24 protein-coding genes and 1 pseudogene are annotated in these 25587 nt (G+C 71.6%); 12 read left to right on the top strand and 13 right to left on the bottom strand.

The window, feature by feature from the left end; genetic code table 11:
- Positions 1-45: 45 nt before the first annotated feature.
- Both ACU6WZ_RS24435 and ACU6WZ_RS24430 read left to right on the top strand, forming a co-directional pair.
- On the top strand, positions 46-1296 hold the full coding sequence (locus ACU6WZ_RS24435) for an exo-beta-N-acetylmuramidase NamZ family protein (protein ID WP_447030348.1): 1251 nt from the start codon (positions 46-48) through the stop codon (positions 1294-1296).
- A 125-nt stretch (positions 1297-1421) separates the two neighbouring features.
- Complete coding sequence (locus ACU6WZ_RS24430) at positions 1422-2036, top strand: hypothetical protein (RefSeq protein WP_447030347.1); 615 nt, start codon at positions 1422-1424, stop codon at positions 2034-2036.
- Between the two features lie 37 nt (positions 2037-2073).
- Here ACU6WZ_RS24430 and soxR read toward each other — a convergent pair whose 3' ends face one another.
- Positions 2074-2568 (bottom strand): redox-sensitive transcriptional activator SoxR, encoded by a 495-nt coding sequence (gene soxR / locus ACU6WZ_RS24425; RefSeq protein ID WP_447030346.1) that lies wholly within the window; start codon positions 2566-2568, stop codon positions 2074-2076.
- Positions 2569-2727: 159 nt separating this feature from the next.
- On the opposite strand from soxR, the gene ACU6WZ_RS24420 reads away from it, so the two are divergent.
- Positions 2728-3189, top strand: a complete 462-nt coding sequence (locus ACU6WZ_RS24420; RefSeq protein WP_447030345.1) for a MaoC family dehydratase — start codon at positions 2728-2730, stop codon at positions 3187-3189.
- A 43-nt stretch (positions 3190-3232) separates the two neighbouring features.
- On the opposite strand, the gene ACU6WZ_RS24415 is transcribed toward ACU6WZ_RS24420, so the two are convergent.
- From ACU6WZ_RS24415 to ACU6WZ_RS24405, 3 genes are all read right to left on the bottom strand, one after another.
- Positions 3233-3859 (bottom strand): TetR/AcrR family transcriptional regulator, encoded by a 627-nt coding sequence (locus tag ACU6WZ_RS24415; protein WP_447030344.1) that lies wholly within the window; start codon positions 3857-3859, stop codon positions 3233-3235.
- A 124-nt stretch (positions 3860-3983) separates the two neighbouring features.
- Positions 3984-4271 carry a YiaA/YiaB family inner membrane protein gene (locus ACU6WZ_RS24410; RefSeq protein ID WP_447030343.1) on the bottom strand — a complete coding sequence of 96 codons (288 nt, stop codon included), beginning with the start codon at positions 4269-4271 and terminating at the stop codon, positions 3984-3986.
- Between the two features lie 77 nt (positions 4272-4348).
- Entirely contained in the window at positions 4349-5500 is a 1152-nt protein-coding gene (locus ACU6WZ_RS24405) for an acyl-CoA dehydrogenase family protein (RefSeq protein ID WP_447030342.1), read from the bottom strand.
- A 62-nt stretch (positions 5501-5562) separates the two neighbouring features.
- Here ACU6WZ_RS24405 and ACU6WZ_RS24400 point away from each other — a divergent pair, with 62 nt between their 5' ends.
- From ACU6WZ_RS24400 to ACU6WZ_RS24380, 5 genes are all read left to right on the top strand, one after another.
- Positions 5563-6213, top strand: coding sequence for a TetR/AcrR family transcriptional regulator (locus ACU6WZ_RS24400; RefSeq protein WP_447030341.1), 651 nt, complete (start codon positions 5563-5565; stop codon positions 6211-6213).
- A gap of 216 nt (positions 6214-6429) precedes the next feature.
- The gene (locus ACU6WZ_RS24395) at positions 6430-7617 is read left to right on the top strand and encodes a sialidase family protein (protein ID WP_447030340.1); all 1188 of its coding nucleotides are present in this window, start codon (positions 6430-6432) and stop codon (positions 7615-7617) included.
- 88 nt (positions 7618-7705) lie between these two features.
- Positions 7706-8266 (top strand): GNAT family N-acetyltransferase, encoded by a 561-nt coding sequence (locus tag ACU6WZ_RS24390; protein WP_447030339.1) that lies wholly within the window; start codon positions 7706-7708, stop codon positions 8264-8266.
- A gap of 80 nt (positions 8267-8346) precedes the next feature.
- A complete protein-coding gene (locus ACU6WZ_RS24385; RefSeq protein ID WP_447030338.1) occupies positions 8347-9072 on the top strand; it encodes an ArsR/SmtB family transcription factor in 726 nt (241 codons plus the stop codon).
- 32 nt (positions 9073-9104) lie between these two features.
- Positions 9105-10160, top strand: a complete 1056-nt coding sequence (locus ACU6WZ_RS24380) for a DMT family transporter (protein WP_447030337.1) — start codon at positions 9105-9107, stop codon at positions 10158-10160.
- Here ACU6WZ_RS24380 and ACU6WZ_RS24375 read toward each other — a convergent pair.
- The 9 genes from ACU6WZ_RS24375 to ACU6WZ_RS24335 form a co-directional block, all read right to left on the bottom strand.
- Complete coding sequence (locus ACU6WZ_RS24375) at positions 10120-11451, bottom strand: MFS transporter (protein ID WP_447030336.1); 1332 nt, start codon at positions 11449-11451, stop codon at positions 10120-10122. The genes ACU6WZ_RS24380 and ACU6WZ_RS24375 overlap by 41 nt on opposite strands.
- A 248-nt stretch (positions 11452-11699) precedes the next feature.
- A complete protein-coding gene (locus ACU6WZ_RS24370) occupies positions 11700-12779 on the bottom strand; it encodes a Zn-dependent alcohol dehydrogenase (protein ID WP_447030335.1) in 1080 nt (359 codons plus the stop codon).
- 17 nt (positions 12780-12796) lie between these two features.
- Entirely contained in the window at positions 12797-14191 is a 1395-nt protein-coding gene (locus ACU6WZ_RS24365; RefSeq protein WP_447030334.1) for an aldehyde dehydrogenase family protein, read from the bottom strand.
- Between the two features lie 52 nt (positions 14192-14243).
- The gene (locus ACU6WZ_RS24360) at positions 14244-14369 is read right to left on the bottom strand and encodes a DUF397 domain-containing protein (protein WP_447034228.1); all 126 of its coding nucleotides are present in this window, start codon (positions 14367-14369) and stop codon (positions 14244-14246) included.
- Positions 14370-14611: 242 nt separating this feature from the next.
- A complete protein-coding gene (locus tag ACU6WZ_RS24355) occupies positions 14612-15391 on the bottom strand; it encodes a class F sortase (protein WP_447030333.1) in 780 nt (259 codons plus the stop codon).
- A gap of 94 nt (positions 15392-15485) precedes the next feature.
- Positions 15486-16076, bottom strand: coding sequence for a hypothetical protein (locus ACU6WZ_RS24350; RefSeq protein ID WP_447030332.1), 591 nt, complete (start codon positions 16074-16076; stop codon positions 15486-15488).
- 152 nt (positions 16077-16228) lie between these two features.
- The gene (locus ACU6WZ_RS24345) at positions 16229-17629 is read right to left on the bottom strand and encodes a CitMHS family transporter (protein WP_447030331.1); all 1401 of its coding nucleotides are present in this window, start codon (positions 17627-17629) and stop codon (positions 16229-16231) included.
- Between the two features lie 118 nt (positions 17630-17747).
- Positions 17748-19985 carry a molybdopterin oxidoreductase family protein gene (locus ACU6WZ_RS24340; RefSeq protein WP_447030330.1) on the bottom strand — a complete coding sequence of 746 codons (2238 nt, stop codon included), beginning with the start codon at positions 19983-19985 and terminating at the stop codon, positions 17748-17750.
- A gap of 111 nt (positions 19986-20096) precedes the next feature.
- Complete coding sequence (locus ACU6WZ_RS24335) at positions 20097-20687, bottom strand: TetR/AcrR family transcriptional regulator (RefSeq protein WP_447034227.1); 591 nt, start codon at positions 20685-20687, stop codon at positions 20097-20099.
- Between the two features lie 230 nt (positions 20688-20917).
- Between ACU6WZ_RS24335 and hmgA the strand changes: the two genes are divergently transcribed.
- The 4 genes and pseudogenes from hmgA to ACU6WZ_RS24315 all read left to right on the top strand — a co-directional run bounded on the left by hmgA (position 20918) and on the right by ACU6WZ_RS24315 (position 25577).
- Positions 20918-22237, top strand: coding sequence for a homogentisate 1,2-dioxygenase (hmgA, locus tag ACU6WZ_RS24330; RefSeq protein ID WP_447030329.1), 1320 nt, complete (start codon positions 20918-20920; stop codon positions 22235-22237).
- Between the two features lie 18 nt (positions 22238-22255).
- On the top strand, positions 22256-23005 hold the full coding sequence (locus ACU6WZ_RS24325; RefSeq protein WP_447030328.1) for a GntR family transcriptional regulator: 750 nt from the start codon (positions 22256-22258) through the stop codon (positions 23003-23005).
- A 33-nt stretch (positions 23006-23038) separates the two neighbouring features.
- Positions 23039-24248 (top strand): annotated as a pseudogene (locus tag ACU6WZ_RS24320) (type ISP restriction/modification enzyme).
- A gap of 132 nt (positions 24249-24380) precedes the next feature.
- Positions 24381-25577 carry a CaiB/BaiF CoA transferase family protein gene (locus ACU6WZ_RS24315; protein WP_447030327.1) on the top strand — a complete coding sequence of 399 codons (1197 nt, stop codon included), beginning with the start codon at positions 24381-24383 and terminating at the stop codon, positions 25575-25577.
- Positions 25578-25587: the final 10 nt, after the last annotated feature.

Below are 25587 nucleotides of genomic sequence, written 5' to 3'. Positions count from 1 at the left end.
GCGTGCGTGCCCATGACAGACGGTGCCGATCACGGAGGTAGTGGAATGAGCCTGTCCAGACGAGGACTGCTGGCCGCGACGGGTGCGGCGGGAGCCGCCGGAGCGCTCGGAGCGAGCGCCACGCCCGCGGCGGCACGCTCGGGGCGCATCCGGGTGCGTACCGGCTTCGACCGGCTGGCCTCCGACGGGTACGCGCCCCTCGCGGGGCAGAAGGTCGGCGTCGTCACCAACCCGACCGGAATCACCTCGTCCGCCCGCCACATCGTCGACGTCATGCACGCGGACGACCGGGTGAACCTCGTCGCCGTCTTCGGGCCCGAGCACGGCTTCCGGGGCACGGCGCAGGCGGGCGGCTCGGAGGGGCGCTACGACGACCCGGCGACCGGCCTGCCGGTCTACGACACGTACCTCAAGAGCGGACAGCCCCTCGCCGACATCTTCACCGCGTCGGGCGTGGACGTGATCGTCTTCGACATCCAGGACGCGGGCGCACGCTTCTACACGTACATCTGGACGCTGTTCGACTGCATGGTGGCGGCCGTGCTCGCGGGCAAGCGCTTCGTGGTGCTCGACCGGCCGAACCCGGTCACGGGGCGGGCGGCGCTGGGGCCGGTGCTGGACAAGGCGTTCGCGACCTTCGTGGGGCGCGAGCCGATCGCGCAGGCGCACGGGATGACGGTCTGCGAGCTGGCGCGGCTCTACAACGCCGAGTTCCTCACGCGGCCCGTGGAGCTGGAGACGGTCAGGATGACGGGCTGGCGGCGCGATGACCTCTTCGACGAGACGGGCCTGCCGTGGGTGCCGCCGAGCCCCAACATGCCGACGCCCGAAACCGCGCTCGTGTACTCCGGCACCTGCCTGTTCGAGGGGACGAACCTGTCGGAGGGGCGGGGCACGACCCGGCCGTTCGAACTCCTCGGGGCGGCGGGCATCGACCGCCGGTGGGCCGAGGCGGCGAACGAAGCCGGGCTCGCCGGCGTGCGTTTCCGCGAGGCCTATTTCGCGCCGACGTTCTCGAAGTTCCAGGGCAAGACGGTGGGCGGCGTACAGCTGCACGTGTACGACCCGAAGGCGTACGACCCGGTGCGCACCGGCATCGCGCTGCTGGTGACCGCGAAGCGGAGCTGGAGCGGCTTCGCCTGGCGCCCCGACAACTGGATCGACAAGCTGACCGGCAACACCCGGGTCCGCACGATGATCGACGCGGGCGCGGGCACGGACGAGGTGGTAGGCGCCTGGCGGTCCGACCTGGAGGCGTTCCGGTCGGTGCGGCGGGAGTACCTGCTGTACCGGTGACGGAGGCGGGCCCCAGGGGCGAATTCCACGCTGATGGGGCCCATTCGATTTTCGATGGAGCCGAACGGGGCATGCGTACGTCCACTCTTTGACGCCGATGTACCAGCGACGGAGGTGGCAGTGCGATGGCCGGTTTCCGGAGTCTTGCGAGACAAGTGCGCGACCCGCAGTGCGATCTGGCCCTGCGGCGGTATTCGCTGCGCAAATGCCTGGAGAGGTTCGCCCCTTACGGGCATCGGGCGACCTGGGCCCACCTGTGCTCACGGCACAGGATCGAACCCGAGGACAGGGCCCCCGATCCGGCGCGGCTGGTGGCCGCGCTCGACGAGTTGGAGGAGGCACGGGCCGTCTGGCTCGCCTACGAGGGGGAGTTCGCGGAGCGCCGCAAGCGCGAGAAGCACGAGGGGGTGCGGCGCCCCGGCTCCTTCGACGACTGGCACCGGCGCACCTGGGGCGGGTTCGGGGTCGCCTGGTGCGACGATCCGGCCAAACATCCGTGGGCGACGCTCGGGGACGTACTGCGCCGGCTGATCTCCGCCCTGGAGTCCGAGGCCGGCGCCAACTGCCCGGTCTGCACGGCGAGCGGGATCGTCTGGAGGCGGGATCTGGACCACGAGCCGTGGTCAGGTCCGGCCTGTACGGGCTGCGGCATCCTGGTGCCGCAGCCCGTACTGACCCAGGAGGCGCTGGCGGAGTCCAAAAGGGTGCGACTGAGCAAGGAGTTGGCATCCGTGGCGTGATGCGTCCGGCGTGACTCAGACCGACCGGCAGTCGGTCTCAGGCGTCGCTCGGCTGCTTGCTGTCGTTCCGCCCGTTGCGCCGCTCCGGCAGCAGCAGGGAGCCGGCCAGTCGCTCGCCGAACGCGTCGTCCGGGTTGGACAGCACGCACGTCTCCAGCGACAGGCAACCGCAGCCGATGCAGTCGGTGAGGTGGTCGCGGAGCCGGCCGAGCTGCTTGATCCGCTCGTCGAGTTCGGCGCGCCAGTTTTCGGAGAGCCGCGCCCAGTCCTCGTGGTTGGGGGTGCGCTCCTCGGGCAGCTGGGCCAGCGCGTCCCTGATCGTGGCGAGCGGGATCCCGACACGCTGCGCCGCGCGCACGAAGGCGACGCGCCGCAGCGTGTCACGGCCGTAACGGCGCTGATTGCCCGGAGTCCGGCGGCTGGCGATCAGGCCCTTGGACTCGTAGAAGTGCAGGGCGGAGACGGCGACGCCGCTGCGCGCGGACAACTGGCCGACCGTGAGCTCGTGGATCTTCTCTGGAATCTGCGGCACTCCTCAAACCCTACTGGCCCCGTCGTTGACAGAACAGCGGCAGCCCAACCATGCTGAGCAAGCGCTTAGACAGGGCGCTGCGGGTTAGACAGACCGGCAATTGCCGGTCTGTCTAAGAGTTCTCAGCCTTACGACCGTTTGAGAGGCAGGGCCAGGGACATGGCAGAGCCGAGGATCTTCGCGTCCCCCGAGGAGCTGCGCGCCGGAGTCGGCGAGCAGCTCGGGTACAGCGAGTGGCTGGATGTCGACCAGAAGCGGATCGATCTCTTCGCCGATGCGACCGGCGACCACCAGTGGATCCACGTGGACGCGGAGAAGGCGGCCACGGGACCGTTCGGGAAGACGATCGCGCACGGTTATCTGACGCTGTCGCTGCTGCCGGCGCTGGTGCCGCAGATCCTGCGGGTCGAGGGCATGAAGATGGGCATCAACTACGGCACCAACAAGGTGCGCTTCCCCTCCCCCGTCCCCGTCGGCTCCCGGCTGCGCGCGACGGCGGTGCTCAAGGAGGTCACGGAGGCGGGCGGCGGCGTACAGGTGACGGCGCTCGTCACGGTGGAGCGCGAGGACAGTGAGAAGCCGGCGTGCGTGGCGGAGTCGGTGTCGCGCTACTACTTCTGAGCGGCGGCGGGGCCGGGGCCGGACCCGCCCGGCCCCGGCCCCGCTACTTCGGGGCGGCGACCATCCGCAGGACGAGGTCGGCGTAGAGCGCGCCGACCTCGTCGGGCGTCCTGCGGCCCTGCGCGTTGAACCAGCGCGCCACGTCGATGCACAGCGACAGCACCGCGAGGGTGGTCCCGGGAACGTCCGGTACGTCGAACTCCCCCGTGCGCACACCGTCACCCAGGATGCGGCGCACGGCGGCGTCGGTGCGGCGTCTGAGCCCGACGATCTCGGCGCGGTGCTCGTCGCCGAGCGCGTCGAGTTCGTACTGGACGACGCGCGCGGTGGTGTGCCGTTCCGCGTGCCAGCGGACGAACGAGCGCACCGCGCCGTCCAGCCGTTCGGCCGGCGAGCCCGGGCCGTCGGCCGCGGCCTCCAGGATCTCCAGCGCCTTGTCGTGCCCGATGCGGCTGATGCGGTGGAGCAGTTCTTCCTTGGTCTTGTAGTGGATGTAGAGCGCCGCGGGGCTCATGCCGGCGCGGCTCGCGATGTCGCGTGTCGTGGTCGCGTGGTAGCCGCGCTCGGCGAACGCCTCGACGGCGGCTACCAGCAGTTTCCTGGCCGCCTCCGGGGCCACCTCGGCCCACGGCTGCTCGGCCCCGCCGGCCGTCTCCTCCGCCGCATCCATGGCTCGCCCCTTCCGTCGGACAGGAACGCACACCATACCCCGAAGGTGAGCAAGCGCTTAGAGAGTGCTCGTGGATTGGTCAGCGCCGCATTGCTGAGACCTTCATTGCTGAGACCTTCATTGCTCAGAGCTTCTGGAAGGGATCGTGCTCGGCGAGGAGTTTCTCCAGCCGGGCCTGGTCGACGCGGCTCACGATCTGCCCCGCCTCCTGCCGGTCCCGGATCACCTTGGCCAGCGTGAAGGCGGAGGTGACGAGGTAGAGCACGCCGATGCCGAGGAAGGCGCGCACCCAGGCGTCGGCCTCCAGGTTGATGATGCCGAGGGCGACGGCGCCCAGGGCGATCGAGAAGGCGATGACGGCCTGTCCGTAGTACGCCGCCGTGTTCTGCTGCTTGACCGCTGTGTCGCTCATGTCTGACAGCATCCGCCGGTGCGGCGCGGCCGACATCCGCTCAGGTACTCACTCGGCGTACTCAGCCGTCCACCGGTTCAAAAAGCCGAAACCCCGGTCAGGGCGCGGCCGATGACGAGTTTCTGGATTTGGCTGGTGCCCTCGTACAGCGTCATCACGCGGGCGTCGCGCAGCAGCTTCCCGGCCGGGTACTCGTCGATGTAGCCGTAACCGCCGAAGACCTGGAGGGCGTTGTTCGCGGCGCGTACGGCGGCCTCGGAGGCGAAGAGCTTCGCCGTGGACGCCTCGGTCACGAACGGCTCGCCGCGGTCGATCAGGTCGGCGACCCGCCAGGTGAGCAGGCGAGCGGCGTCGACATCCACGGCGATGTCGGTGAGCAGTTCCTGGACGAGCTGGTGGTGGGCGATGGTCTTGCCGAACTGCTCCCGCTCGGTGGCGTACGTGAGCGCCGCGTCCAGGGCCGCCTGGCCGATGCCGACGCAGCCCGCCGCGACCGACATCCGGCCCTTGGCGAGCGCCGACATGGCGACCGTGAAGCCCTTGCCCTCGGGCGCCATCATGGCGGAGGCGGGGACGCGTACGTCCTCCAGGACCAGCTCGGCGGTGGCCTGGCCGCGCAGCCCGAGCTTGCCGTGGATCTCGCGGCGGGTGAGGCCGGGCGTGTCGGTGGGCACGAGGAAAGCGGAGATGCCCCGGTGGCCGGGGGCGTCGGTGGAGCGGGCGAAGAGGAGCACCACGTCGGCCCAGGTGCCGTTGGTGATGAACATCTTGGAGCCGTTGATGACGTAGTCGTCGCCCTCGCGCACCGCGCGGGTGGTGAGGTTGCCGGCGTCGGAGCCGGTGCCGGGCTCGGTGAGGCCGAAGCAGCCGACCAGGTCGCCGGAGGTGAGGCCGGGCAGCCACCGTCGCTTCTGCTCCTCGCTCCCCCAGTGCGCGACGGTCTTGGCCACCAGACCGAGCGATACGGACACGATGCCGCGCACCGACGAGTCACCGCGCCCGAGTTCTTCGGTGACCAGGCAGTAGGCGAGGTGGTCGCCGCCGGAGCCGCCGTACTCCTCGGGGATCGTCAGCCCAAGAAAGCCGAGTGCCCCGAGCTTCTTGACGACGGCCCGGTCGACGCTCTCGGCGCGGTCCCACTCGATGACGTGCGGGGTGATCTCGCGGTCGGTGAAGTCCTTGGCGAGCTGCCGCACGGCGGTCTGCTCCTCGCTGAGCTCCAGATTCATCCCGGCACCCCACTTTTAATTAGCACTGCTAGTTTCTGGCTTGCAGCCCTACTATGTGCCGCATGGCCCGACCACGCAAGCCCCTCCTCAGCCGCGACCGCATCGTCAGCGCGGCGAGTGCGCTCGTGGACGCCGAAGGGCTGGACGCGGTCTCGACCCGCCGGCTCGCCGCCGAGCTGGGGGTGAGCGGGCCGTCCCTCTACAACCACTTCCGAAACAAGGACGAGATCCTCGACGCGGTCGCGGACGCGGTCCAGGCCCGGATCGACCTGTCGATGTTCGACGCCGACGACGGCCGCGACTGGCGCACGGCGCTGCATGACTGGGCGGTCTCCTACCGCGCGGAACTCACCGGGCACCCCCATGTCATTCCGCTGCTGGCCCAGGGGCCGGGGCGGCGGCCGGCGGGCCTGCGGGTCGCCGACGCGGTGTTCGGCGCGATGGTGGGGGCGGGCTGGCCGCCGGCCCAGGCGACGTACATCGGGGCGCTGATGCGGTATTTCATCACCGGCTCGGCGCTCGGCTCGTTCGCGAGCGGCTTCGTCGACGACGAGGCGGCGTACGACCCGGCGGACTATCCGCACCTCGGCCAGGCCCATCTGCTCGCCGAGCGGCGGCAGAAGGTAGACGAGGGGGCCTTCGAGACGGGGCTGCGGGCGCTCATCGACGGGCTGGAGGTCCAGTACGCGCAGTACACGAAGGAGGCCACCTGACGACACCCGGCGGCGCCCGGTAACGGGGTGGGCGGTGACCCGGTGACCTGCTGACCAGCGGCCGCCCTTACGTGTCGAATGATGACAAAGCCTCCCCTATCGCTATGTTTCTTCCGGACGGGCAAGGGTGACGGCGACTCAGCACCCGGTGACTCACCCCCCGGTGACTCAACACTTGGACCTCACCGCCCCGCACAACACCGGATGAGAGACGCGATGAGCCCTCGTGCGCCGAAGCGCCGACGACTGGTTGTCCTGCTGGCGCTCCTCGCCGCCCTGGAGTTGGCCCCGCCGTCGGCGGGGACCGCAGCGCACGAACGGGCGGCGCGGTGCGAGGCATCCGTGCCGTACCGCTCGGACTCGTCCGGCTACCGCACCTTCCGCATCCCGGCCGCACTCCGGGCCCCCGGCGGTGCGCTGCTCGCCTTCGCCGAAGGCCGCCGGCACTCGGCCGCCGATCACGGTGACATCGACCTTGTCCTGCGGCGTTCCCTGGACGGCGGATGCACCTGGCAACCGCTTCAGACGGTCGCCGACGCCGGGAAGGACACGGTGGGCAATCCCGTGCCCGTGGTCGATCCCCGCAGCGGGGACGTCGTGCTGCTGTCCTGCCGGACCATCGGCGGGGCGACCAAGCGGCAGGTGACGACCGGGAAAGTCGCCGCATCGGTGCGCCGCGTGTACGTCCAGCGGAGCACTGACGACGGCAGGACGTGGTCACGGCAGCGGGACATCACCGGATCAGTCAAGCCCACGCACTGGCGTTGGTACGCGGTGGGCCCCGGCCACGCGGTTGCTCTCGAACACGGGCCGCACCGGGGCCGGTTGCTGATCCCCGCAAACCACAGTTCCGGTTCGACCTGGCGTAGCGGAGGGCATTCCCTCTACAGCGACGACGGCGGGCACACCTGGCGGGTCGGATACGTGAGTGGTTCGGTCGATGGCCCGCTCGCGCTGAACGAGAGCACGCTGGCCGAACTCCCGGACGGCACGGTCTACATCAACGCCCGCGATCACGACCCGACGGCCGAGGGCACCCGGGCGGACGCCTACAGCGCCGACGGCGGACTGACGCTGTCCGTCCCGTTCGGGCCACAGCCCCAGCTGGCGGGTCCGATGGTCCAGGGCAGTGTGCTGCTGCTGTCCGCCGCGGCGCACGCGGGCCGATTGCTCTACTCCGGCCCGTCGGCCCCCGATCGGCGACGGCGGATGCAGGTGCGGGCCAGCGACGACGGAGGGCGGTCTTGGCGCCCGGTGTGGACGGTGTCGAAGGACCCGGCCGGCTATTCGGACCTGATCCGCACCGGCCTGCTCACCACGGGCCTCCTCTACGAGACGGGGCCACGCGGTTCCCACGACACCATCCGCTTCGCCCGCGTCCCCCGGGCCCTCACGATCCCTTGAGAAGCACCGGCACCAGGCGGGAGTACCACGCGCGCCCGTGCGAAGATCCCCTCGCCGTACGTGCTGGTTCCGACCGTGGAAGGTGACGATGTACGCGATATCCCTGGGTGACGACGGCGCGGAGCTGCGCCCGCTCGAACCGTGGCGGGCCGAGGAGTTCCTCGCCCACATCGATCGCGGCCGGGAGTTCATCGGGCAGCACAACGGGCTGCCCGACGTCGTCACCGACCTGGACACGAGCCGGGCGTTCCTCCAGGCGTACGCGGACAAGGCCGCGGCCGACGCCGGGCGGATCCACGGCATCTGGACGGACGGCAGGCTGGTCGGCGCGGTCATTTTCCGCATGATGGATGCCCGGCGTGGCACCGCCGAGGCGGGCTGCTGGCTGGAACCGTCGGCGGTGGGCAGGGGGCTGGTGACCCGGGCCGTGCGCGTGATCATCGACTGGGCCGTCGAGGAGCGGGGCATCCACCGCGTGGACTGGTGGGTCTCGTCCACGAATGAGCCCAGCATCGCCGTGGCCCGGCGGCTGGGGATGACGAGAGAGGGCGTACTGCGGGAGAGCTACCTGTACCGGGGGATGCGGCACGACGAGGAGGTCTGGTCGGTGCTCGCGCCCGAGTGGCGGGCGGGCAGGCAGGCACCCTGAGCTACCACTCCCCCCGCCCCCCACGGGGCGCCTGCCACACTTCGGCGGCTTCCGAATAGTCGATGAGGCACTCTGGACGCATGTCTGTCATCGACTCCGACTCCGACGCCGCCACCCCGGGCGCCCGGCTCGCCGCCTTCGCGGCGCTGCTCGCCGACGAGACCCGCGCCGTCTTCTGCCTGTCCCTGCTCGACGGGCGGGCCTGGACGTCGGGCGAGCTCGGGCGGCAGGCGGGCGTTGCCGCGTCCACGGCCAGTGAGCACCTGGGGAAGCTCGTCGCGGCCGGGCTGCTCACCGAGGAACGCCAGGGCAGGCATCGGTACGTACGACTGGCCGACGCCTCCACCGCGCAGCTCGTCGAGGCGCTCGCCGCCCATGCGATCCCTGGCCGCGACAATCCGCACACCCTTCGCGCGTCGAGCGCGAGCAGCGCCATGGCCCGTGGACGCACCTGTTACGACCACCTCGCCGGACGCCTGGGCATCGCCCTCACGGAGGCGATGGACCGGCGCGGGCTGCTGATCATGGACACGGGATTCGCCCTCACCGACGCAGGCGTCACCTGGTTCGGGGAGCTGAACATCCCCCTGGAGAGCAAGGGCCGCCGGCCGCTGGTGAGTTCCTGCCTGGATTGGACGGAGCGCAAGCGCCACCTGGCGGGCGTCGCCGGAGCGGCCCTGTGCCGCCACGCGCTGGAGGCCGGGTGGTGCGTACGGATCGGGACCGAGCGCGCGGTGAAGGTGACACCGGCCGGTGAGCGTGCGTTCGGCGAGCTGCTCGACATCGGGGCAGACACATTTCGGTAGCAGCCGAAATGTCGAGCCCCTAGTATCGAGGCATGCCTACTTCATCCCCTCCCGCGTCCCCTCCCGCGTCCCCTCCCGCGTCCCCTGCCGCCTCCGCCGGCACCTCCCCCTCGGCCTCCGGTCGCACGGAGCCCCTGGCGCTGGTCGCCGCCGGAATCACCGTCGTGCTGTGGGCCTCGGCCTTCGTGTCGATCCGGAGCGCGGGTGAGGCGTACTCGCCGGGGGCGCTCGCCCTGGGGAGGCTCGCCACCGGGTCGCTGGTGCTCGTCGCGATCCTGCTGATACGTCGTGAGGGCCTGCCGCCGCGAGCCGCGTGGCCGGGCATCGCGGTGTCGGGGCTCCTCTGGTTCGGCGGCTACGCGGTGCTCCTCAACTGGGGCGAGCAGCTGGTCGACGCGGGCACGGCGTCCCTGGTCGTCAACGTCGCGCCCATCCTGATGGCCCTGCTCGCGGGCAAACTGCTCGGTGAGGGCCTGCCGCCTCGGCTGCTCGCCGGGATGGCGGTGTCCTTCGCGGGCGCGGCGGTCGTCGGCCTGTCGATGTCGGGCGGCGGCAGCACGTCCGCGCTCGGCGTGGTGCTGTGCCTGGTGGCGGCGGTGACCTACGCGAGTGGTGTCGTCGCACAGAAACCGACGCTGGCGCACGCGAGCCCGCTGCAAGTGACCACGTACGGCTGCCTGGTGGGCATGGTCGGCTGCCTGCCGTTCGCGTGGCAGCTGGCCGAGGACGCGGCCCGGGCACCGCTCTCGGCAACGCTCAACATGATCTACCTCGGCGTCTTCCCGACCGCGCTTGCCTTCACCACCTGGGCGTACGCCCTCGCCAGGACGACAGCGGGCCGGATGGGCTCGACGACGTACGCGGTCCCGGCGCTGGTGGTGCTGATGTCCTGGCTGCTGCTGGACGAGGTGCCGGGCTGGCTCACGCTGCTGGGCGGCGTGATCTGCCTGGCCGGCGTGGCGGTGTCCCGCTCCCGGGCCCGTACCGCGTCCGCCCGGGTGGTGGCCACCCGAGCGGACGCGGAGGAACAGCCGGCCGAGGCGGACCTCAGTCCCGGGCGGCCGCCGCGCGCTTCGCGAGAATCCTGATCGAGAGCAGGGCGATCACGGCCAGGACGATGATGTACGCCGAGACCGCCATCGAGGTCCCCGTCGCCTCCAGCAGCAGCACCATCATGAACGGGGCGAGGCCGCCGCCGAAGACCGCGGCGATCTGGTAGCCGAGTGACGCGCCGGTGTAGCGCATCTCCGCCGTGAACAGCTCCGCGAACAGCGCCGCCTGCGGGCCGTACATGATGCTGAGGAAGCAGCTGGTGACGAAGGTGCCGACGGCCAGCCACAGCAGCGACTTCGTGTCGATGAGCAGGAACATCGGTATGGCCCAGACGAGCAGGCCGACCGCGCCCGCCGCATAGATCTTCAGCCGGCCGATGCGGTCGGACAGGGCCGCCGCCGCCGGGATCAGGGCGAGCTGGGTGAGGCTGACGCAGAGGGAGACCGTGAGGACGGCGCTGCGCTTCATGTCGAGTTCGCGGGTCGCGTAGTCCAGGACCCCGGTGATGATGATGTAGAAGGTGGCCGTGTTGACCGCGAAGGATCCGCCGGCCAGGAAGACCGTGCCGAGGTGCTTGGTGAGGATGGTGCGCAGCGGGGAACGGGCCTCACCCTTCTCCTGCTCGGACAGCGCGCGTTCGGCCTCACGGAACGCCGGGGTCTCCTCGACCTTGGTGTGGATGTACCAGGCGAGTACGAGCACCAGGACGCCGACGAAGAACGGCACCCGCCAGCCCCAGGACGCGAAGGTGCTCTCGCTGGTCGTGGCGCCCGCGATGAGGAAGACGGTGTTCGCGGTGACCACGCCGATCGGCACACCGAGCTGGACCAGGCTGCCGTACAGGCCCCGCTTGCCCTCCGGGGCGTACTCGGTCGCCATCAGCATCGCGCCGCCCCACTGGGCGCCGACCGCGATGCCCTGGAGGACGCGGAGGAGGACGAGCAGGATCGGTGCGGCGATGCCGATGGTCTCGTACGTCGGCAACAGGCCGATGCCGGTGGTGGCGAGGCCCATCAGGGTCAGCGCCAGCACCAGCATGGGCTTGCGGCCCCGCTTGTCGCCGAGCTGGCCGGCGATGATGCCGCCGATGGGGCGGGCGAGGAAGCCGACGGCGAAGGTCGCGAAGGCGGCGAGGACGCCGGCCGAGGAGCTGCCGGACGGGAAGTACAGGTCACCGAGCACGAGGGCCGCGGCGATGCCGAAGACGAAGTAGTCGTACCACTCGACGGCGGAGGCGAGGGCGGCGGCCGTGGCCACCTTGCGCCGGTTGCGGTCCGCGGGCGCGGCCGGCGCGGTCGGCGTGAGCGGGGAAGATGCCGTGTCCATGCGGTGCACACTCCGGTGGGTGCGGGGACGGAAGGTGGGGGTGGCGGCGGCTGAATTCCGGGGGTCAACACCGGTTGCCGGGAACGTACCGACCGGGTGGTACGGCGGTCAACGGGTCGGGCAACAGCATTTTTCGCCGTCCTGTGGCCCGTAGCGGGAACGCCGCCCCGGACAGCCCGAGCCGCCCCGGCCGCGCACGGCGACCGGGGTGGGGGCAGGGGGCCGAAAGTGGCCGGGTGAGGCCTGGCCTAGAAGATGACCAGGGCTCTGCCGCCCTTGCCCGCGAGCATGTTGTCGAACGCGGCCGGGATCCCGTCGAGGCCGATCCGGTCGGTCACCATCGAGGCCAGGTCGAGGCGGCCGGCGCGGATGTGCTCGGCCAGTACGGGCAGGTCGCGCGCAGGGTCGGAGTTTCCGTACACGCAGCCGGCGAGCGTACGGCCGAAGTGGAAGATCTCCAGCGCGTTGAAGGTGACCTGCTGGTCCTTGCCTCCGATGCCGACGACCGTGGTGCGTCCGCCCCGCCGGGTGGATTCCCACGCCGTACGGATGGTGACGGCCCGGCCCACGCACTCGACGGCCACGTCCGTCCCCTGGCCGCCCGTGAGCTTGCGGATCTCCTTGGCCGTGGTCTCGGAGGCGATGACGAAGTCGGTGGCTCCGGCGGCCCGCGCCAGCTCCTCCTTCGCCGGCGAGACATCGACGGCGATGATCTGCCCCGCCCCCGCGATACGGGCCGACTGGAGGACGGCCAGGCCGACACCACCCACCCCGAACACCGCGACGGACTCCCCCGTACGGACCCGCGCCGAGTGGTGCACGGCGCCGTAGCCCGTGAGGACCGCGCAGCCGAGCAGCGCCGCGTCGGTCAGCGGGATGCCGTCAGGGGCCGGCAGTACGCAGTTGGCGGCGACGACCGTCTCCTCTGCGAACGCCGCCACGTTCAGCCCCGGATGCAGGTCGGTGCCGTCGGCGGTACGGGCATGGACGTTGCCCACGCCGGACAGCGCCCGGGCGCACAGCCACACCTCGCCGATGCCGCAGTGGTGACAACTCCCGCAGGAGGGAGCCCAGTTGAGCACCACACCGTCACCGGCCGCGACGTGCGTGACACCCTCGCCCACGGAGACGACGGTCCCGGCGCCCTCGTGGCCGAGGACGGCGGGCACCGGGACCCGCATGGTGCCGTTGGTGAGGGAGAGATCGGAGTGACAGACCCCGGCGGCGGCGAGGCGGACCCTCACCTGGCCGGGGCCCGGCTCCGGAAGATCGATGTCGGTGATCTCCAGCGGAGCACCGACGGCGGACAGAACTGCGGCGCGGACCATGACGGCTGCCTCCCGGCTCAGAACTGGAGGGACTTGGTCTGGAGGTACTCGGACAAGCCGTGCGACCCCAGTTCGCGGCCGACGCCGGACTGCTTGTAGCCGCCGAAGGGGGCGAGCGGGTTGAAGCGGCCGCCGTTGATGTCGACCTGCCCGGTGTCCATGCGCCGGGCGAAGGCCACGGCCTCCGACTCGTCCCCGGCCCAGACCGCGCCCGCGAGGCCGTAGACGGTGCCGTTGGCGATGCGCAGCGCGTCGGCCTCGTCCTCGTACTTCAGGATGGCGACGACGGGTCCGAAGATCTCCTCCTGCGCGATGGTCATGTCCGGCGTCACATCGGCGAAGACGGTCGGGGCGACGTAGTAGCCCGCGTCGAGCGGCGCCTCGGCGCCGCCCGCGACGATCCGTGCGCCCTCTTCGACGCCCTTCTCGATGTAGCCGCGCACGCGCGCCTGCTGCTTCGCGTTGACCAGCGGCCCGACCCTGTCCCCGACGGTGTACTTCGCCACGGCGGCAGCCGCAACGGCCACGGCCTCGTCGTACTGGTCCTGGTGAACCAGCATCCGGGTCCAGGCGCTGCACGTCTGCCCGGAGTTGCCCATGACGTTCGCGATGCCGACGCTGACCGCCTTGGCCAGGTCTGCGCTCGGCAGGATGACGTTCGCGGACTTGCCGCCCAGCTCCAGGGCGACCCGCTTGACGGCGGCGCCGGCCGTGGCGCCGATCTGCTTGCCGACAGCCGTGGAACCGGTGAAGGACACCAGGTCCACGCCCTCGTGCTCGGCGAGCGCCTGGCCCGCGACCGGCCCGAGCCCGGTGACCAGGTTGAACACACCCGCCGGGATGCCCGCCTCATCCACGGCCTCGGCGAACAGCTGAGCGGTGAGCGGGGTGTCCTCGGCCGGCTTGAGTACGACCGTGCAGCCGGCGGCGAGGGCGGGGGCCACCTTGGCGACGATCTGGTGCAGTGGGTAGTTCCACGGCGTGATCGCGCCGACCACGCCGACCGGCTCCATGAACACGGTCGAGTTCCCGGTCTTCTCCTCGAAGGAGTACGACGCGGCCAGCTCGGCGTACGACCCGGCGACCATGATCGGCACGCCCGCGTGCACCATCTGCGAGAAGCCGAGCGGCGCGCCCAGCTCGGCCGTGATGGTCGCGGCGATCTCGTCCTTGCGTGCCACCAGGACGTCGCGCAGGGCGGCGATCTTAGCGGCGCGCTCGGCGGGCGGGGTCGCGGCCCAGCCGGGGAAGGCGTCGCGCGCGGCCCCTACCGCCGTGTCGACGTCCTCGGCGGTGCCCGCGGGGACCTGCCCGATGACCTGCTCATCGGCCGGGTTCACGACCGTGATCGAGTCCTGACCTGCGGCGGGCAGCCACTGCCCGCCGATGTACATCGCGTCATGTGCCTTCATCGCGTTCCTCCAGGGCAGGCGTCATCATCGTCCGCACCCCAAACTAGCGCTGTTAGTTTTTTGGCGCCAGGGGTCGCTGGGCGAGGAAGTCCGTCCAGGCGCGGGAGGGGAGGGCGAGGGTCGGACCGTCCTTGACCTTGGAATCGCGGACGTGGACCGTGTCGGGGCAGGTGGCGATCTCAACGCAGTTGTCGCCCGCGGTTCAAAGACGGTGTGGGCGACGCTCTCGGTCACCCGCCCGCACGGCCCCACCGACGCGAGGGGGCGGGACGCGCAGGGGGTGGTGTTCGGGACGTAGAGCGTGATTTGTGGCGCTGAACGCCGGCCACGCGACGCAACCCCGCTACGCGCCTAAATCATGCAGTCCCGAACGCCGCCCCCGGAGCGGCCCGCCCCCGCCCCCACGGCGTACCCACCCGGTCACACCGTGCGGGCCACGTCCGTGAGGTGGGCGAAGACCACGACGTTGGACTCGTAGCCCTTCTTGCGGTCGAACGCCCCGCCACAGGTGAGGAGCCGTAGCTCCGGGCGGCCGGTCGGCCCGTACACCTCGTCGTCGGGGAACTTCGACTTCTCGTACGTCCGCACCGCGTCGACCGTGAACACGGCGATCCGGCCGTCCTTGCGGGTGACGCGGACGGTGTTCCCCGGTCTGAGCAGCTTGAGATTGAGGAACACCGCAGGGCCGGTCCGCGTATCCCGGTGACCGACGGCCACCGCCGTCCCCATCTCGCCCGGAGTGGGGCCGCCCTTGTACCAGCCGACCAGACGCGGATTGTCGACCGGCGGGGTGACGAGCCGGCCCGCCCGGTCCAGGCCCAGTCCGACGACCGGTGCCGTGACCCCGAAGGCCGGGACGGCCAGACGTATCGCGCGGGAAGCCGTCAGCGGCTTAGGCGGCGGCTTCGGCGAAGGCGGCGGCTTCGGCGAAGGCGTCGGCTTCGGCGAAGGCGTCGGCTTCGGCGAAGGCGTCGGCTTCGGCGAAGGCGTCGGCTTCGGCGAAGGCGTCGGCTTCGGCGAAGGCGTCGGCTTCGCCGCAGCGGGCTTGGGCGGCGGCTCGGCCACCGCCGGCGCCGGCGCCGCCGCCTTGCCGTCCGCCGCCCCCGCCCCGGCGACCGCCGCCGGGGTGGTGGGCGGTGCGTCCTCCGCCCACCACAGACCCCCGGCGACCAGCAACCACGTCAGCACCACCGTCCGCACGAGCCGGAAGAGCCGGCGGCGCCTCCGCCTGGCAGCCGACCGGGGGGAGCGATGGGATGCGGGGGATCGTGGAGGCCGGGGGCCCGGACGCCCCCTAGGACGCGCCATCGGTGCGGCGACGGGACCGGCGTACGACGATCAGCCCGGCCGCCCCCGCCAGCCCCGCGGCGAGCGCCGCACCGACGCCGAACGACGAAGTACCGGCGCCCGCGTCGGCGTCGACATCGGCCGCGCCGCCGCCGCCCGCCCCGACCGGCCCGTTGGGCCGGCTGCCGTTGGTGCCCTCCGGGCAGTCGACCTTGAACACCTTCGACTTGGGCGCGCCCGTCGCACCCGGGAAGGTGACGGCGAGCTTGTACGTGCCGTCCGTCAGGTTGAGCGGAGTGCTCTGGCCCGTACCGGTGGCCAGGGTGATCGTGCCGTTGAGGTTCGGCGTGATCGCCTTGGCGGGCTGCGGAACGATGGTGTAGGTGACGGCCGGGAGGGTGTCGAAGTTGAACGCGGCGAGGTAGAAGGCGCAAACCTTCGGCTCGTTGTGCTGGTCGTTGAAGGGCGTACCGACGGAGTGGATCTTCACATCGCCGTTGTCGCCGGGGGCGGCGACGGCTGTGGGCGTTCCGGCCAGGCACGCACCGGTGAGGGTGAGGCCGGCGACGGCGGTGCGCAGAAGTGGTCGGACAGTCATGCGGGGTTCCTCCGAACCATGAAGGTGAAGAACGGATAAGCCGTTAATCTGACTATCTGTTACTCCATGGAAGCGGAGGGGGGACGCAACGCCGCTGACGCCCCGAATGTCCCCCGTCCAGCCCATGGGCACCCGTGGCCCCCATGGCCTCCTCAGATGACGCCGAACAGGATCCCCGCCCCCAGAACCACCAGCGACGTGAGCGCGGCCCACTTGACCGTGAACTTGGTGTGGTCGCCGAACTCGACCTTGGCCATGCCCACCAGCACGTACACCGCAGGGACGAGCGGGCTCGACATGTGCAGCGCCTGGCCGACGAGCGAGGCGCGGGCGATTTCCAGCGGTGAGACGCCGTGCGCCGCCCCGGCTTCGGCGAGGACCGGCAGGACGCCGAAGTAGAAGCCGTCATTCGACATGAAGTAGGTGAGTGGCAGGCTCAGTACGCCGGTGACGATCGCCATGTGCGGGCCCATGCCCTCGGGGATCGCGCCGACGAGCCAGTCGGCCATGTGCTCGACCATGCCGGTGCCGGTGAGGACGCCGGTGAAGACGGCGGCGGCGAAGACCATGCCGGACACGTTCAGGACGTTGTCGGCGTGGGCGGCGAGGCGGGCCTTCTGCTCGCTCATGTCGGGGTAGTTGACCGTCAGGGCGAGCGCCGCTCCGATGAGGAACAGGACCGGGATCGGCAGCAGCTCCATGATCATCGAGGCCAGCAGCACGACGGTGAGCCCGGCGTTGAACCAGTACAGCTTGGGCCGCAGCGTCGGACGGTGCGGGGCGAGACCCTGGAAGCCCTCGTCGTCGTCACCCTTGTCGTCGCGACCCTCGGCAAGGTCCGCGTCGCCACCGGCACCACCCGTGCCCCTCCGGGCCTCGGAGCCGCCACCCGCGCCCACCAGCACCGGCTCCGGCGCCCCCTCCTCCTCCAGCGTCAGATACCCGAGCCGCTTGCGCTCCCGTCGGCCCAGTACGTACGCCAGGATCAGCACGAAGACCAGCCCCATGCCGAGCGCCGGGATCATCGGCACGAAGATGTCGGCCGCGTCCAGCTTCAGCGCGGTGGCGGCGCGGGCGGTCGGGCCGCCCCACGGGAGGGTGTTCAGCACGCCGTTCGCGGTGGCGGCGACGCCGGTCATCACGACCAGGCTCATGCCGAGCCGCTTGTAGAGCGGATACATCGCCGAGACCGTGATCATGAAGGTGGTCGAGCCGTCGCCGTCGAGCGAGACGATCGCCGCGAGCAGGGCCGTACCCACCACGATCCGCATCGGGTCGGCCCGGCAGAACCTCAGGATGCCGCGCACGATCGGGTCGAAGAGGCCGACGTCGATCATCACGCCGAAGTAGACGATGGCGAACATCAGCATGGCCGCTGTCGGCGCGAGATTGCCGACGCCGTCGAGTACGTAGTCGCCGAGCTCGGCGCCCTGCCCGACGAACACACAGAACAGTGCGGGGATCAGGACCAGCGCCGCGATCGGCGACATCTTCTTCGTCATGATCAGAACCAGGAAGGTCGCGATCATGACGAAGCCGAGGATGGTCAGCATAGAGACACCTAACGTTCGCCCTTAACTCCCACCGGGAGCGGCGGTTCGTCGACGTTAGGCAGCGCCGGATCGCGTTAACAAGATGTTGACGTGCGAGCAATAAGAGCAAAACCCCAGGTCACGATATGGGCCGCACATCGACGGGGAATCCGTTGAGCACCGACGTGCCGGACAGCGGGTCCAGCAGGCTCCCGTCGAGGAGCTGGTTGACGTTGACGCCGGGGGTGGCCGCCGCGACCGCCATGCGGGCGCCTTCGCGGTCGTGTCCCCAGCCGTGCGGGAGGCTCACGACTCCGGGGCGTACCGCGTCCGTCACCTCCACCGGGACCTCCAGCGACCCGCCGTCGGCGCTGATACGGGCCTGCGCACCGTCGGCGAGGGTGAGCCGGGCCGCGTCGTCGGGGTGGATCTGGAGGGTGCAGCGGTTGCTGCCGCCGTTCAGGGTCGCGATGTTGTGCATCCAGCTGTTGTTGGAGCGCAGATGGCGGCGGCCGACGAGGACGAGCGCGGCGGGCCGCCCGTCGAGGGCCCGGCGCAGCCGGGGCAGGTCGGCGGCGACGGGGGCGGGCAGCAGCTCGACGCGGCCGCTGCGGGTCTTGAGGATCTGCGGCAGGCGGGGCTTCAGCGGGCCGAGGTCGATGCCGTGGGGGTGGGCGAGGAGGTCGTCGAGGACGAGGTCGTACGGGCCGAGGCGCAGCATCATGTCGAGGCGGCGGGCGGGGCCGTCCGCCCCGGTGAGCCGAGCTGCGAGCTGCTCGGGGTCGGCGCCGTGCACGGGTGAGTGCGGTTCGGCGACGGCCTTGGCGAGGCTGCCGGCGATGGCGAGGTCGTCGACTACGGACGGGTCCGCGCCGTGCCTGCCGCTGATCGCGAGGATCAGGCGGGCGTGGATCTCGCACTCGTCCAGCCGCCCCTCCTCCAGCGGGACGGCGGCCGGGGTGTAGCGGGCCTGGTTGTGCACGGCGAAGTTGTTGAAGGCGAAGTCGAAGTGGGCGCTCTGGGACGGCGGGGGCGGGGGCAGGATCACGTCGGCGTGGCGCGAGGTCTCGTTGAGGTACGGGTCGACGCTGACCATGAAGTCGAGGTGCTCGCTCAGGGCCCGGTCCAGGCGCAGCCCGTCGGGCGCGGAGAGCACCGGGTTGGCCGCGATGGCGACGACCGCGCGTACCCGCCCCTCCCCCGGAGTGTCGATCTCCTCGGCGAGCGCGGCGAGCGGCAGCTCCCCCTTGGCCTCGGGGTGCCCGCTCACCCTGCTCTTCCAGCGGCCGAGCGCGAAGCCCTTGCCGGGGCCTGCGGGGCGGGGTGCTCGGTCGGTGGCGGAGAGGGGGAAGAGGGCGCCGCCGGGGCGGTCGAGGTTGCCGGTGAGGATGTTCAGTACGTCGACGAGCCAGTTCGCCAGGGTGCCGAACTCGACGGTGGAGCTACCGACCCGGCCGTAGACGGCGGCGGTGGGAGCGGCGGCGAGCCCGCGGGCCAGCAGACGGATCTCGTCGGCGGGTACGTCGCAGGCGGCGGCGACGGCTTCAGGGGTGAAGTCCCTTACCGCTTCCCGTACTTCGTCCATGCCCTCGACGTGTTCCGTCAGCTCGCCCGGTGCGGTCAGCTTCTCCTCGAAGAGGACCTGGGCGAGTGCGGCGAGCAGCAGTGCGTCGGTGCCCGGCTTGATGGGGACGTGCCGGTCGGCCAGTTGCGCGGTGCGGGTGCGGCGGGGGTCGACGACGACGAGGGTGCCGCCGCGCCGGCGCAGCGCTTTGAGCTTGCCGGGGAAGTCGGGGGCGGTGCACAGGCTGCCGTTGGAATCGAGGGGGTTGGCGCCGAGAAGCAGCAGGTGGTCGGTGCGGTCCAGGTCGGGCACCGGGACGGCGAACGCGTCGCCGAAGAGCAGCCCGCTGGAGACGTGCTTGGGCATCTGGTCGACGGTGCTGGCGGTGAAGAGGCTCCGGGTGCGCAGCATGGAGAGCAGGAGCGGCGGGTAGAGGGCGCCGGCCATGGTGTGGACGTTGGGGTTGCCGAGTACGACGCCGACGGCGTTCGGCCCGTACTCCTCGATCAGCGGGGGCATCCGCGCGGCGATCAGGTCGAACGCCTCGCTCCAGGTGGCTTCGCGGAGCGTGCCGTCCTTGCGGACGAGGGGCTTGGTCAGCCGGTCGGGGTCGGCGTCGAGCTCGCCGAAGGAGGCGCCCTTGGGGCAGATGAAGCCCCGGCTGAAGATGTCGTCGCGGTCGCCGCGCGCACCGGTGACCCTGGTGCCCTCGATGGTGAGCGTCAGACCGCAGGTGGCCTCACACAGGGGGCAGATGCGCAGGGCGGTTCGGGGCTCGGCTACGGCGTCGTGGACTGCGTCGTGACCGGACATGGGCCCTCCCGGGGGCGGCGGCAACGGTGGCGCACGGGCATCACCGAGCATACCGACCGGTAGGCACGCCGGGGAGTCCCCGGCATGGGCTCCCTGTCGTGGGGGAGGCCATCAGTCCAGGCTTCGCGCGAGGTAGGCGTGGAGGACTGCGCGGGTCTCGGTGATGAGGTCGGGGTCGCCGGACGGGCCCGCGCGGAAGGCCAGTTGGAGGAGCGCGTCGGCGGCCTCGACGGCGACCAGGACCGTGCGGCGCAGCGCGGGGTCGGGGGCCAGGCCGAGGTGGGCCGCGAGCAGGCCGGTCAGGCGGTCGGTGACGCGGTAGTCGATGCCGCCGCCGGGGGCACCGACCGGGATCTGCACGCCGAAGTCGATGAGGCCGAAGCCGGGGACGGTGCGCTTCATGTGGATGTACTCGTCGAGTACGGCGTCCAGAGCGCCGCGCCAGTGGCCGCCGGGCAGCGCGGAGATGCGGGCGCCGACACGCTCGGCGTAACGGTCGAGGTTGCGCCGGGCGAGGGCATCGGCCAGGGCGCGCTTGTTGCCGAAGAAGCGGTAGACGGAGCCGATGGGCACGCCCGCGCGGACGGCCACGGCCCGGGTGCTCAGGTCGTCGTAACCCACCTCGTCGAGGAGTTCGGCGCAGGCGTCCAGTATCCGGGCGAGGCGGTCGGCGCTGCGCTGCTGGACGGGGGTGCGGCGCAGCGGGGTCGGCGGAGGCGCCGGGGGCGGGTACGGCGTGTCCGGCGGGTGCGGCTGCGCTGGGGGCTCCGGCGGGTCCGGCGGCGCGGGGGGAACTGGAGGCACTGGGGGCACGGGCTCCATGATGCGCCGCCGCCCCGCCGGTGTCCCCCGCCCGCGCGGCACCCGTTGACGGGCGGGCCCGCGAATCCTACTGTCAAGCATAGGATTCCTTCGGCACCGGGAGCGGAACGATGAGCGGCATCGAGCAGGCGAGGAAGACGGCTGAGGGACTGGCCCACTCCTCGGGCTTCGGCAACGAGCACAGTTCGGAGGCCGTTCCCGGCGCGTTGCCTCATGGCCGGAATTCGCCCCAGCGTGCGCCGCTCGGCCTGTACGCGGAGCAGCTGAGCGGTTCGGCGTTCACCGAGCCGCGCTCCCACAACCGCCGCTCGTGGCTGTACCGGATCAGGCCATCGGCGGCGCACCCCGCCTTCGTCCGCACGGACAACGGCGGCCTGCGCAGCGCGCCGTTCACCGAGACCGTCCCGGACCCCAACCGGCTGCGCTGGAACCCGCTGCCGGAGCCCGCGCCCGGCACCGACTTCCTGGCCGGGCTGTGGACGGTCGGCGGCAACGGCGACGCGACACAGCGCACCGGCATGGCCGTCCACCTCTACCACGCCAACTCCGCCATGAAGGACCGGGTGTTCAGCGACGCCGACGGCGAGCTGCTGATCGTCCCCGAGCACGGCGGCCTGCTGCTGCGCACCGAGTTCGGCCTGCTGCGCTGTGAGCCCGGCCACATCGCGCTGATCCCGCGCGGGGTGCGGTTCCGGGTCGAGCTGCTGGACGCGAGCGTGCGCGGGTACGTCTGCGAGAACTACGGGCAGCCCTTCCAGCTCCCCGACCTCGGCCCGATCGGCGCCAACGGCCTGGCGAACGCCCGGGACTTCCTGGCGCCGGTGGCGGCGTACGAGGAGACGGATGGCCCGGTCGAGGTGGTCAACAAGTTCTGCGGCAACCTGTGGTCGGCGACGTACGGCCACTCGCCGCTCGACGTCGTCGCCTGGCACGGCAATCACGTGCCGTACGTCTACGACCTGCGCCGCTTCAATGTCATGGGCACCATCAGCTACGACCACCCCGACCCGTCGATCTTCACCGTCCTCACGTCGCCGTCCGACACCCCGGGCCTGGCGGGCGTCGACTTCGTCGTCTTCGCCCCGCGCTGGCTGGTCGGCGAGGACACCTTCCGGCCGCCGTACTTCCACCGCAATGTGATGAGCGAGTACATGGGCCTGATCGAGGGCGCCTACGACGCGAAAGCGGAGGGTTTCGTGCCGGGCGGCGGCTCGCTGCACAACATGATGTCGGCGCACGGCCCCGACCGGGAGACCTTCGACCGGGCGAGCGCAGCCGAGCTGAAGCCGCAGCGCATCGACGACGGCCTTGCCTTCATGTTCGAGACGCGGTGGCCGGTCACGGCGACCGGGCAGGCTGCTTCCGCCGGCCATCTTCAGACGGCGTACGACGACGTGTGGCAAGGTCTGCAACGTCATTTCCGGTCGTAGCGCCTACGGAGAAGCACCTTGACCGCCTTCGCCCCCGACTCGCTCGTCCTGAACCGGAAGCTGCCGCTCTGGTACCAGGTCTCGCAGTCCCTGCGCGCCTCCATACTGGGCCGCACGCCCGACGCGGAGCTGCGGCTGCCGACCGAGGAGCAGCTCGCCGCGCACTACGGGGTGAGCGTGCTCACGATGCGGCAGGCGCTCAAGGAACTGGAGACCGAGGGCCTGATCAGCAGGCACCGGCGGCGCGGCACGTTCATCGAGCCGGGCGCCCGGCGCGGCGCCCCGCGCCGGCTGCTCGGCTCGATCGACGCGATCGTGGCCCAGCAGTCCGGGGAGCGCACCACGATCCTGGGGCACGGGCCGACTCCCGTCCCCGGCGAGCTGCTGGAGCACTTCCCGGACGTGCGCGAGGTGGTCACCTACCGGCGACTGCGCTGGGACGGCGAGAGCGGCGAGCCGACCAACTGGGCGGAGAACGCGGTGCGTGCGGACATCGCCGCCGCTCTCGATGTCGCCGATCTCGAACGCTGGCCGATGACAAAGGTGCTGCGGGACGTGGTCGGGGTGCGCATCAGCAAGATCACGGACACGGTGGAGGCACGGCTGGCGGACCCGGAGACGGCCGAGCTGCTGAAGGTGCCGCTGCTGAGCCCGATCCTGCACTACACAGGGGTGACGTACGACCGCGAGGGGCGGATCGTGGATGTGGCGCGGATCCGCTACCGGGGGGATCGCTTCTCCTTCTCGGTGACGGTGGACGCGCACTGACGTGCGCCTTCGGGCCCTGGCTACGATGCCCGCATGAGTGCTGCGAAGGGGTCCGACGACCCGCTGCTCGGCGACCTCATGCCCTGGTCGGTGGCGCCGCTGCGGCTCGGCCGCGACTGGGTGCTGGCGCCGGACAGCCGCACGCTGCGGGCCCGTTGGGACGCGTTGATACGGGCGGAAGGTCCCCGGCGCGAGGAACTGTTCGGGACCACGCGAGGGCGTACGACGCACAGCGCGGTCGCCGCGCTGCCCGGCCGGACCGACGCCGGGACGGGGGCCCTCGCGTACGAGAGGGGGCCGTGTCCGGATCCGGTCCGCGTCCTGCACGGGGCGTTCGACGAACAGTGGCTGATTCCCGACCACCGGCTGATCGACGCGGCGCGACCGGAGTTGTGGCGGGTGGCGGACGCGGAGCAGCTCTTCGCGGTGGAACAGGGGTACGTGGCGCAGGGGGCGACCGGGCCGGCGCTGGTGGTCGGCGCCCTGCTGCCGGACGGCCGCGCCTCGGCGGGGCGTGGCGGCCTGGTCCGCCCGCTGTACCGCAGGCCCGGGGGGCGCGAGCCCGACGTCACGCCGGGACTGCTGCCGCTGCTGAGCGGCCGATACGGACGGGACGTGACCGCCGGCGACCTGCTGGCCTGGGCAGTCGCGGCCGCCGAGGGGTCGTCGGCGGGCGTGGTGGTACCGCTGCCGGTGGCGCCGGAGGCGTGGGCGGCGGGGGTGGAGCTGGGGCGCCGGATGACGGACGTATGCGTACGGGGTGCGCGGGGCGGGGCGCGGCCCCGGCTGCCGGGCGGGCGGCGGCCGTATGTGCGGGCTGCGGTACCGGCGAGGCCGGCCGAGCTGCGATACGCCGTGGAGGAGAAGGCCCTGTACGTGGGGGACGGCCGCGTCTCGCCCGTACCGGCTGCGGCGTGGGACTTCCGGGTGGGGGGTGTGCGGGTGCTGGAACTGTGGTTCGAGCGGCGCGTGGCCGCCACGGCCGAGGCGGGGACTTTGGCGGCGATCCGGCCGGCGGGGTGGCCGCAGGAGTGGACTTCGGAGCTGTTGGAGCTCGTCACGGTGCTGGCGCTGCTGGGTGAAATGGCCCCTGAGCAAGCGGCTTTGCGGGGCGGGAAGCGGATCTCGCGCGAGGAGCTTAGGGGGGGCGGGGGTGCTGCCGGTGCCCGCGGCGGCGCGGCGACCGGCGTCTGTGCTGGACCACCGGGAGGAGGGGCCGGGTGGGCAGTTCGCGTTGCTTTAGCACTTCAGCCCCTCCGGCGTTTGAGGAGCAGGGTCCGGGGTGGAGCGCCGGCTGCGCCGCTCGCCGTCCGCACGTACGCGGACAGCGGACGGTGATGACAAAGGTGGTACGTACACGGTAGGGAGGGCTGTCATGAGCACTCAGCCACTCCCTCTGGACGGCATCACCGTCGTCGCCGTCGAACAAGCCGTCTCGGCGCCCTTCGCCACCCGCCAGCTCGCGGACCTAGGCGCCCGGGTCGTCAAGATCGAGCGGCCCGACGGCGGCGACTTCGCGCGGGGGTACGACACCGCCGCCGGTGGACTCGCCTCGCACTTCGTGTGGTGCAACCGGGGCAAGGAGTCCATCGCCGTAGACCTCAAGGATCCGCGGGGGCTGGCCGCGGTGCGGCGGCTGGTGGCCGGGGCCGATGTGTTCGTGCAGAACCTCGCGCACGGCGCCGCCGCGCGGCTCGGCCTGGACGCGGCGACACTGTGCGCGGCGCATCCGCGGCTGATCGCCGTCGACATCTCCGGCTACGGCGGCGAGGGGCCGTACGCCGACAAGCGGGCGTACGACATGCTCGTCCAGTGCGAGGCGGGGCTGGTGTCCGTGACCGGCACGCCGGGGCAGCCCGCCAAGGCCGGCATCCCGGCGGCCGACATCGCGGCGGCCATGTACGCGTTCTCCGGCGTCCTCGCGGCGCTATTGCGGCGCGGCACGACCGGGCGGGGCGGGCCCGTCGAGATCTCGATGCTGGAGGCGCTCGGCGAGTGGATGGGGCACCCGCTGCACCACGTGATGCACGGCGGTGAGGCCCCGGCGCGCACCGGCGTCGCGCACGCCGTCATCGCCCCGTACGACGCCTACGCGACCGCCGACGGCGGTCAGGTGCTGCTGTCGGTGCAGAACGACCGGGAGTGGCGGCGGCTGGCCGAGCGCGTGCTCCAGCGCCCGGAGCTGGCCGACGACTCGGCGTACGCCACGAACTCCGCGAGGACCAGCAACCGGCACAAGACGGACGCCGTGGTGGCGCAGGCGCTGCGGGCGATGACGGCGCCGGAGGCGATCGCGGCGCTGGAGGCGGCAGGGATCGCCTGCGCCCGGCTGAACACGGTGGCCGAGGTGGCCGCGCATCCGCAGTTGGCGGCGCGAGGACGTTGGCGGGAGGTCGACACGCCGGTGGGGCCGCTACGGGCGATGCTGCCGCCGATCACGATGCCGGGCGGGCCGGACCCACTCATGGGCCCGGTTCCCGCACTCGGCGAGCACACCGACGCGCTGCTGCACGGCCTGGGGATGACCGCCGCACAGATCGCAGCGCTGCGCCGGGACGGTGTGGTCGCCTGAGCGCGTTGTC

The sequence above is a fragment of the Streptomyces hypolithicus genome, assembly GCF_052934925.1.
This window is presented reverse-complemented; position numbering and strand designations above follow the sequence as displayed.